Here is a 9,567-nt window from a genome sequence, read left to right on the forward strand (position 1 = left end):
CGCTTCTTTCGCTCAGTTTATCCGGGCCTTGCGCCTCAGGCCTCTTCGGCCATCTTCTTGGCCTTGGCGACGGCATCCTCGATCCCGCCGACCATGTAGAACGCGCTTTCGGGCAGATGGTCGTATTCGCCATCGACGACCGCCTTGAAACTGGCGACGGTGTCTTCAAGCTGCACGAATTTGCCGGATATCCCGGTGAACACCTCGGCCACGTGGAAGGGCTGGCTCAGGAATTTCTGGATCTTGCGGGCGCGCTGAACGGTCAGCTTGTCCTCTTCCGATAGCTCGTCCATGCCCAGAATGGCGATGATGTCCTGAAGGCTCTTGTATTTCTGCAGGGTTTCCTGGACGCGGCGGGCAGTGTCGTAATGCTCCTGCCCGACGACGCGGGGTTCCAGAACGCGGCTGGTGGAATCAAGCGGATCGACGGCGGGATAGATGCCCAGTTCCGAAATCGCGCGGTTCAGCGTGGTGGTCGCGTCGAGGTGGGCAAAGGAAGTAGCGGGGGCAGGGTCGGTAAGGTCATCGGCGGGAACGTAGATGGCCTGAACCGAGGTGATCGAACCCTTGTTGGTCGAGGTGATGCGTTCCTGCAGCGCGCCCATGTCGGTCGACAGCGTCGGCTGGTACCCCACGGCGGAAGGGATACGGCCGAGCAGGGCCGACACTTCGGAACCCGCCTGCGTGAAGCGGAAGATGTTGTCGACGAAGAACAATACGTCCTGGCCTTCCTCGTCACGGAAATATTCCGCCATGGTCAGGCCCGACAGGGCAACGCGGGCGCGCGCACCCGGAGGTTCGTTCATCTGGCCGAAGACCAGCGCGACTTTCGATCCTTCGGAGATCGCCTCGCCGGCATCGTTCTTCGCGATGACCCCTGCGTCGAGGAATTCGTGGTAGAGATCGTTGCCTTCGCGGGTGCGTTCACCCACGCCGGCGAAGACGGACACGCCGCCGTGACCCTTGGCGATGTTGTTGATCAGTTCCTGGATCAGCACGGTCTTGCCGACACCGGCACCGCCGAACAGGCCGATCTTGCCGCCCTTGGCATAGGGAGCGAGCAGGTCGATGACCTTGATGCCGGTGACGAGGATGGCGCTTTCGGTCGACTGGTCGACGAACAGCGGCGCCTCGGCATGGATCGGCGCGCTGCGTTCGGCACCCACGGGGCCGCGCTCGTCGATGGGCTCGCCCACGACATTCATGATGCGGCCGAGCGTCTTCGGGCCGACCGGAACGGTGATCTGGCGGCCGGTGTTGATGACTTCCTGCCCGCGCGTGAGGCCTTCGGTGGCGTCCATGGCGATGGTGCGAACGGTATTTTCACCGAGATGCTGCGCGACTTCCAGGACCAGCGTGTTGGTGCCGTTCTTCGTTTCGAGCGCGGTGAGGATTTCCGGCAGTTCGCCTTCGAACTGGACATCGACGACAGCGCCGATGACCTGGGCGATGGTGCCATTCGTGGTCTGGTTGAGTACGGGGGCGGTAGCCATGGTGTCTTCCTTGCCTTGACGTAGCTTGCAGCGCTTTTCGCGCCGGCGTTTCTGTTATCGCTACAGCGCTTCCGCGCCAGCGCTTGCTCTTTCGCTACAACGCTTCCGCGCCAGCGATGATTTCAATCAGTTCGGTCGTGATCGCGGCCTGGCGGCTGCGGTTGTACTGGATGGTCAGATCGTCGATCAACTCGCCCGCATTGCGCGTGGCATTGTCCATCGCGGTCATCGAAGCGCCCTGTTCCGACGCGTTGTTTTCCAGCAGCGCGCCGAAGATCTGCGTCTTCAGATAACGCGGCAGCAATTCCTCGAGGATCGCTTCCTCGTCCGGCTCGTAATCGACCACGGCGCCTGAATCGCGGACCGACGAGTCGAGTTCCGGCGTGGGAACGGGGATGATCTGCTGGCCGGTCGGCTCCTGGGTCAGCGCGCTCTTGAAGGTCGAAAAGTAGAGATGCGCAATGTCGAACTTGCCGTCATGGAACATGTCGATCAGTTCCGCCGCGATCCGCTCCGCTTCGCCATAGCCGGGTTCGCGCACGTCGGTCGTGTCGAATTCATTCTTCACCTGGCCGGGAAAGGCGCGCTTGATCGGCGCGCGGCCTTTCTTGCCGACCAGATAGAATTCGACCGATTTGCCTTCGGATTGCAGGCGCCGCGCGTGCGAGAGCGCGGCGCGAACGATGTTGGAATTGAACGCCCCGGCCAGGCCCTTGTCACTATTGGCGACGACCATCAGATGCCGCCGGTCCTCGCCCGTGCCGGAAAGGAGCAGCGGCGCGCTGTCGCCCGAAACCTTGGACGACAGGCTGGCCATCACCTTTGCCAGACGCGAGGCATAGGGGCGCGCAGCCTCGGCCGCTGCCTGCGCCTTGCGCAGCTTCGCGGCGGCGACCATCTGCTTGGCCTTGGTGATCTTCTGGGTCGATTTGACCGAGTTGATCCGCCCTTTGAGTTCCTTCAGCGAGGCCATGTCGGCTCCCTGTTTCTATCGGTTTGCGTGATCAGGCGAACTGCTTGGCGAAAGTGTCGAGCGCCTTGACCGTACGGGCCTTGACATCGTCATCGAAATTCCTCGTTTCACGAATGTCGGTCAGGATGTCGGCATGTTCGCTGCGCATGTAGCCCAGCATGGCGGTTTCGTAATCCGTCACCCGGTCCACCGGCACGGCGTCGAGATAGCCATTGGTGCCGGCAAAGATCGACACTGTTTGTTCCTGGAACGGCATGGGCGAGAACTGCGCCTGCTTCAGCAATTCGGTCAGGCGCGCGCCGCGGTTCAGCAGCTTCTGCGTCGATGCGTCGAGATCGGAACCGAACTGGGCGAAGGCCGCCATTTCGCGGTACTGCGCCAGTTCCAGTTTGATCGAGCCGGACACCTTCTTCATGGCCTTGGTCTGGGCGGCACCGCCGACGCGGCTGACCGACAGGCCGACGTTGATGGCCGGACGGATGCCCTGGTAGAACAGATTGGTCTCCAGGAAGATCTGCCCATCGGTGATCGAGATCACGTTGGTGGGGATGTAGGCGGACACGTCGCCGGCCTGCGTCTCGATGATCGGCAGCGCGGTAAGCGAGCCGGCACCCTGCGCGTCGTTCATCTTCGCGGCACGCTCGAGCAGGCGGGAGTGCAGGTAGAACACATCGCCGGGATAGGCCTCGCGGCCCGGCGGGCGGCGCAGCAGCAGCGACATCTGGCGATAGGCCACGGCCTGCTTCGACAGATCGTCATAGACGATGACGGCATGCATGCCGTTGTCGCGGAAGAATTCGCCCATCGCGCAGCCGGTGTAGGGGGCAAGATATTGCAGCGGCGCAGGCTCGGAAGCCGTTGCGGCCACGACAATGGAATATTCCATGGCGCCATTTTCTTCCAGGCTCTTCACGATCTGGGCGACGGTGGAACGCTTCTGACCCACGGCGACATAGATGCAGTAGAGCTTCTTGCCTTCATCGTCGGTGGCGTGGCCGTGCTTCTGGTTGATGAAGGTGTCGATGGCGACGGCGGATTTGCCGGTCTGGCGGTCACCGATGATCAGTTCGCGCTGGCCGCGGCCAACCGGAACCAGCGCGTCGATGGCCTTGAGGCCGGTTTGCACGGGTTCGTTCACCGACTGGCGCGGGATGATGCCCGGTGCCTTCACCTCGACGCGGCTGCGCTTTTCAGCGACGATCGGGCCCTTGCCGTCGATCGGATTGCCGAGCGCGTCGACCACGCGGCCGAGCAGGCCCTTGCCGACAGGCACGTCGACGATGGTGCCGGTCCGCTTGACGGTGTCGCCTTCCTTGATGCCGCTGTCGGACCCGAAGATCACGACGCCGACATTGTCGGATTCGAGGTTCAGGGCCATGCCCTGAATGCCGCCCGGAAACTCGACCATTTCGCCGGCCTGGATGTTGTCCAGCCCGTGGATGCGGGCGATACCGTCACCGACGGACAGGACGGAACCGACTTCGCTGACTTCGGCCTCGGTCCCGAAATTGGCGATCTGGTCCTTGATGACCTTCGAGATTTCTGCGGCGCGGATTTCCATGGGATACCTTTCCTGAACGGTCTTAGGACCGCTGGCCTTTCATGGCTTGAGCAAGGGAGTTGAGGCGGGTGCGGATCGAACCGTCGATACGGCGCGATCCGATGGTGACGACGAGGCCGCCGAGCAATTCGGGATCGACCTCGTGGGAGAGTTTCACGGTCCGGCCCTCGCGCGCGGTCAGCTTGGCGCGCAGCGCGGCGAGCTGCGTTTCGGACAGGGCATGGGCGCTGGACACTTTTGCCGTGATCTCGCCCCGCTGCGCGGCGGCGATAGCGGAAAAGGCGCGGATCATCGCGGGCAGGTCGGACAGGCGGCGGTTCTGCGCCAGCACGCCGAGGAAATTGCGCGTGAGCGGCCCGATGCCGAGCAGGCCCGCGACGCCGTTCAGCGCCCCTTCGGCAGCCTTGCGCGATACCTGCGGGTTGCGGATCAGCGCGCGCAGGTCGGCCGATTCGCGGATCGCGGCGTCCAGCTTCTCAAGGTCGTTCTCGACCTGCGTGACGGTGCCGTTCTCGGATGCGAGATCGAACAATGCCACGGCATAGCGGCCTGCCAGGCTAGCCTGAATACCGGCGGAAATCTCCACGCGTCTCTGTCCTCTCGGGTCCGGTTGGAACGATGGCGTATCACCGCAGCGACGACGGGGTCGTCCGGGTAATCAATGGCGCGCGCCTAGCACCGGCATGGCACGGATGCAAGTTGCAAGGACAGTGGAAAGAGCCTTCGCGCTAACCTCCCTCGGCGCGGCAGTCATAGACCAGCCGTTCGTTCGGCGCACCGGGCAGCAGGGCGGCGACGGCGGACTGGCGTTCGCCCAGCAGCGTCGCCGGTTCGTCGCTGCCGCAGGCAGGCGCGGAATAGGCGGCGCGGGCGGACCGTGCAGCCTCCATCGCCGCGCGCGGCAGCAGATAGCGTTCCATCCGGTAGGTCCGGCTGCCGGGATCGTAGCTGTTCACCGACACTGCCGCCTCTTCATTCGGCACGAACAGGCGCGACCATGTTTCGCCCAAAAAGCCATATTGCGTGCGCCCGTTGACGCATCCTTGCGCCTCCCACGAAAAGGCGATTTCCTCGTTCGCAGGCCCGGTCACCCTGCTGCGGGAAGGATCCAGCGTGCAGATCAGATTGGCGGCGGCGGAATTTGCCGCCTGCGGACCGGCGCTCCCAACCTCGCTGCCTTTCTGCCCATCCGCCATCGCGGCGATGACGCGGCGGTCGATTTCGGCAAGTCCGGGCCGCGACAGCCATATGCCGGCAGAGGCCGCCGCGGCCAGCACCGCTACCCCGGCGAATGCCAGCATCGGCACGCGGCTGCCCGCGTGTCGTTCGAAATCGTCCTCGTCCGGTTCGCTTTCGTCGGCCCTCTTCTGCCCGGCACGCCAGCCCCGCCCCGCAGCGGCCAGTGCGGCCACCATCAGCAGGGCCGCGAATGCCATGGCGTTCTCGCGTTCCTGCGCCACGGCCATTGCGGCCTCCAGCTGGACGCGCTGGCGGCGGCTGCGCTGCGCCTCGGCCTCCTCCGACAATTGCAGGCGCGCGGCGCGCTGTTCGGCATCGCGGCGCGTCTGTTCCGCCGCGTCGAGCTCAGCCAGGCTGCGGCAGGGCAAGGCATTGACCACGGGCCGCACGCCGTTTTCGCGCAGGAAGGGCAGCAATTCGCGGTCCGAAACGGCGAAATAGAATTCCGCATCCGACCCGTCTGAATCGGCGCCGAAGCTGTTGACGCCCAGCACCCTGCCGCATCCGTCGAGCAGCGGACCGCCCGAATTCCCGCGCGCGATGGGGGCCGTGTGAAGGATCGTATCGAACTGGCGCGATGGCCGGGTGCCCGACAGAAAGCCCCGGCTTTTCACCGGCGGCTGCGACTTGAAGATATCGCCATTGCCCAGCCCCTGCGCCCTGTCGACATTCATCGGGTAGCCGACTGCCGACACCTCGCCGCTATCGCTGGTGCCGCCGCCCGCGATGCTCAGCGGCGGGAGGCGGAGGTCGCCCTCGATCGCCAGCAGGGCAAGATCGTTGCGGGGGCTGACGGCGATCACACTGGCATATTCGGCATCGTCGCCTTCGGACGGCACGATGCCGATCCGCAGGGTCTCGTCCGCCTGCGCCTGCAGCACCACATGGGCATTCGTCACGATGCGGGTCGGCGAAACCGCGAAACCGGTGCCGTGGCTGATCGGGTAAATTTCCTCGCCGTCACTGCCGATCACCACGACACGGACGACGCCACGCGCCGCCGCTGCGACATCGGCAGGTTCGGCGCGGGCCGGGGCAAGCGCAGCGAAACCGGCGAGCAGCAACGCGGCAAGCGCGGCCACCAGGGCAAAGGGCATGATGACAGGATGGAAGCGGCGTAGCATGATGCGGCAGATGCTTAGGCGAATCGCCTGCCTCCCGGCAAGCAAAGGCTTATGGCGACATCGCTCCACATGGCGGAACCAGGCTCATTTCAGGAAAGGGCCAGATCATGCGTATAGCCAGAAACGCAGGCAAGACCATTCACCATGCCGTGGCAGGCAGCGCCTATGGCCCGATGCTGGTTGCCGCGAGCGAGGACGGCATCTGCCGGCTCAGCTTCGGAGAGGACGAGCAGGACCTCCGCCGCCACTTCCCCAAGGCCGAATTGCGCGGAGGCGACGCTGCATTCGATGCTCTGGTGTCGCGCGTGCAGGCGGTGGTTGCGGGCGAGGATGACGGCGCCGACATTCCGCTCGATCAGCACGGAACGGAATTCCAGCAGCGCGTCTGGGCGGAACTGCGCGCCATTCCCGCAGGCAGGACGCGGTCCTACCGCGATATCGCGGAACGCCTCGGCAACCCGCAGGCGACGCGGGCGGTCGGCGGAGCGAACGGGGCGAATGGCGTCGCCGTGCTGGTGCCCTGCCACCGGGTGATCGCGCATGACGGCACGCTCGGCGGCTATGCCTATGGCGCGGAGATGAAGCGCAGCCTGCTGGCGCGCGAAGGCGTGATGTTCGCCCCGGCGCGCTAGTCCAGCTTGGGCGGCATGCCGGGTTCGGCCTTCGCCATGGCGCGGGCATAGGCCGGACGTTCACCGATGCGCTGGAGATAGGCGCGGATGTTGGGATAGGCCTCGATCGAGGTGCCGCGCGACAGGCGCGCGGTGGTGAGGCCGTAGCCCATCATAATGTCGGCGGTGGACAGCATCGCGCCGCCGAAATACGCCGCCTCGCCCAGCCGCTGCTCCACCATGGCCCAGGCCTTTTCGGTCCGGTCGGCCACGAATTGCCCCGGCATCGGGTTCTGCGCTTCGGCCATGGTCAGCATCAGCTGCATCATGCCATTGGTCATGAAAGTGCCATTGGCGAAGTGGAACCAGAACAGGTGATCGGCAAAATCGCTGTTGCCGGGGGATGGCACCAGCGCCTCCCCGCCGGGATAAGTGGCCACCATATAGTCGATGATCGCCCCGCTTTCGCCCAGCACCAGGTCGCCATCGGTGATGACCGGCGCGATTCCCATCGGATGCAGCGCCTTGTAGTCATCGGGCGCGAGGCGGTTGTCGGCGCGGCGTTCGTAGCGTTTGAATGCGTAGTCCAGCTCCATCTCCTCCGCCAGCCAGACGATGCGTTCGGATTGCGACAGGCCCAGATGGTGGATGGTCAGCATGACAGGCGGTTCCTTCAGATGTTGCTGGCAGATGTTGCCGGCAGATGGTGCCGGTTTCAGATGTTGCGGGCCCAGCCCGATGCGGGGGTGAGCGTTTCGAGGATGGCTTCGGCGCTGTCCAGATAGGCCTGTTGCTTCTCTTCGTCCATCCGGTCCCAATTGGCGTAGATGCGGCCCACGCGGTGATTGCTCTCCAGCCGGTCCCTGTGCCGGGTCATGAAATGCCAGTAGAGCGGGTTGAACGGGCAGGCGCCTTCGCCGGTCTTCTTACGCGGCGAATAGATGCATTTGCCGCAATAATCGGACATCCTGTTGATGTAATTTCCGCTGGCGGCATAGGGTTTGCTCGCCAGCTTCCCGCCATCGGCATAGAGGATCATGGCCGAGACATTGGGCAGTTCGACCCATTCATAGGCATCGGCATAGACCACCAGATACCAGTCCTGCACGTCCTGTGGATCGATCCCGGCCAGCAGCGCGAAATTGCCCAGAACCATCAGGCGCTGGATATGATGGGCATGGGCATTGTCCCGGGTGGAACGGACGCAATCGGCGATGCAGGCCATGTCGGTGGCGCCGGTCCAGTAGAATTCCGGCAGCGGGCGGTGTGCCTCCAGCGCATTCGCGGTCTGCAGACCGGGCATGAACAGCCAGTAGAAGCCGCGCACATATTCGCGCCAGCCGATGATCTGACGGATGAAGCCCTCCACCGAATTGATCGGTGCCTTGCCGTCATGCAGCGCCTGCTGCGCCCTGAGGCACAGTTCCATCGGGTCGAGCAGGCCAAGATTGATGCTGGTGGACAGCATGGAATGGTAGAGCTGGTCCTCGCCCATCACCATCGCGTCCTGATAGGGGCCGAAGCGTTCGATCCGTTCGGCAAAGAACACGTCGGCGGCGACTTCCGCTTCCTCGCGCGTCACCGGCCAGCCGAAATCGTCCAGGCTGCCGAAGTGAGTGCCGAAGCGGCTTTCGACCAGTTCGATGACTTCCTGCGTCATCGCATCGGGCGGGAAGATGGGGCGCGGCGGCGGGTCCATCTCATCCGCAGGCGGCTTGCGGTTTTCCTTGTCGTAATTCCATTCAGTGCCTTCTGGCTTTCCGCTATCGGTCATCAGCAGGCCGGTGCGGCGGCGCATCTCGCGGTAGAAGGTCTCCATCCGCAGGCTGGCCCGGTCCTCCGCCCATTCGCGAAAGTCGGCGATGGAGCAGATATAGCGGTCGTCGGGCAGGATCGTCACCGGGCAATCGAACCTGCCCGCCCATTCCTCCATGGCCTGCTGCACGCGCCATTCGCCCGCCTCCACGACGCATATCTCGCGCGGGTCGTGCCGTTCCACCGCGCGGGCGACTTCGCCGGTGAAGCTGTCGGTGTTTTCCTCGTCGCTTAGGCGGGTGTATTCCACCGTCCAGCCGGCATCCTCCAGTTCGGCCGCGAAATGCCGCATGGCGGAAAAGATCAGCGCAATTTTCTGCTTGTGATGTCTGACATAGGTCGCTTCCTCCCAGACCTCCATCATCAGGATGATCGTATCGTCCTTTTTGCGGCCCCGCAGGGAAGCGAGATTGCGGGAAAGCTGGTCGCCGAGAATCGGCACGAGGATGGGCTGCGTCATGCCGCTACAATCCGGCACCGGCGCGCCCGGTTCCGCGCCTGCCCGGCAATCGCCAGGCTGTTAGACGAAACTGTAAGGATCCACATCCACGCTGACCCGCACCCCTTGCGGGAACTGGAGGTCGCCCAGCCATTTGCGGATCACGTCCTGCAGATTGGCGCTGCGGCGGGCATTCATCAGCAGGCGGTAGCGATAGCGGCCGCGCAGCAGCGCCATGGGGGCGGGCGCGGGGCCGAGGATCGCCACATCGGGCAGGTCGGGGCGGGTGCCGCCGATGGCGCGGGCGGCCTC

8 protein-coding genes and 1 pseudogene are annotated in these 9,567 nt (G+C 64.4%); 1 reads left to right on the forward strand and 8 read right to left on the reverse strand.

The features are described 5' to 3' along the window. Positions 1-35: 35 nt before the first annotated feature. The 5 genes from atpD to HG250_RS02025 form a co-directional block, all read right to left on the reverse strand. Entirely contained in the window at positions 36-1,493 is a 1,458-nt protein-coding gene (atpD, locus tag HG250_RS02005; protein WP_170002327.1) for a F0F1 ATP synthase subunit beta, read from the reverse strand. A 94-nt stretch (positions 1,494-1,587) separates the two neighbouring features. Further along, positions 1,588-2,466, reverse strand: coding sequence for a F0F1 ATP synthase subunit gamma (locus HG250_RS02010; protein WP_170002329.1), 879 nt, complete (start codon positions 2,464-2,466; stop codon positions 1,588-1,590). Between the two features lie 31 nt (positions 2,467-2,497). Further along, complete coding sequence (atpA, locus tag HG250_RS02015; RefSeq protein ID WP_170002331.1) at positions 2,498-4,027, reverse strand: F0F1 ATP synthase subunit alpha; 1,530 nt, start codon at positions 4,025-4,027, stop codon at positions 2,498-2,500. A 22-nt stretch (positions 4,028-4,049) separates the two neighbouring features. After that, positions 4,050-4,613 carry a F0F1 ATP synthase subunit delta gene (locus HG250_RS02020; protein WP_170002333.1) on the reverse strand — a complete coding sequence of 188 codons (564 nt, stop codon included), beginning with the start codon at positions 4,611-4,613 and terminating at the stop codon, positions 4,050-4,052. A 142-nt stretch (positions 4,614-4,755) separates the two neighbouring features. Further along, positions 4,756-6,390, reverse strand: coding sequence for a S1C family serine protease (locus HG250_RS02025; protein ID WP_240956855.1), 1,635 nt, complete (start codon positions 6,388-6,390; stop codon positions 4,756-4,758). A gap of 107 nt (positions 6,391-6,497) precedes the next feature. Between HG250_RS02025 and HG250_RS02030 the strand changes: the two genes are divergently transcribed. Beyond that, entirely contained in the window at positions 6,498-7,022 is a 525-nt protein-coding gene (locus HG250_RS02030; protein ID WP_170002335.1) for a methylated-DNA--[protein]-cysteine S-methyltransferase, read from the forward strand. Here HG250_RS02030 and HG250_RS02035 read toward each other — a convergent pair. The 3 genes and pseudogenes from HG250_RS02035 to HG250_RS02045 all read right to left on the reverse strand — a co-directional run. Next, positions 7,019-7,660: a glutathione S-transferase family protein gene (locus HG250_RS02035; protein ID WP_170002337.1), complete on the reverse strand. Its 642-nt coding sequence runs from the start codon at positions 7,658-7,660 to the stop codon at positions 7,019-7,021. The genes HG250_RS02030 and HG250_RS02035 overlap by 4 nt on opposite strands. 56 nt (positions 7,661-7,716) lie before the next feature. Further along, complete coding sequence (locus HG250_RS02040; protein ID WP_170002339.1) at positions 7,717-9,276, reverse strand: cryptochrome/photolyase family protein; 1,560 nt, start codon at positions 9,274-9,276, stop codon at positions 7,717-7,719. Positions 9,277-9,336: 60 nt separating this feature from the next. Further along, a pseudogene (locus tag HG250_RS02045) lies at positions 9,337-9,567 on the reverse strand (primosomal protein N'); the annotation flags it as partial.

Origin of the sequence: Pseudopontixanthobacter vadosimaris (assembly GCF_012979275.1) — a bacterium.
GTDB lineage: Bacteria > Pseudomonadota > Alphaproteobacteria > Sphingomonadales > Sphingomonadaceae > Pseudopontixanthobacter > Pseudopontixanthobacter vadosimaris.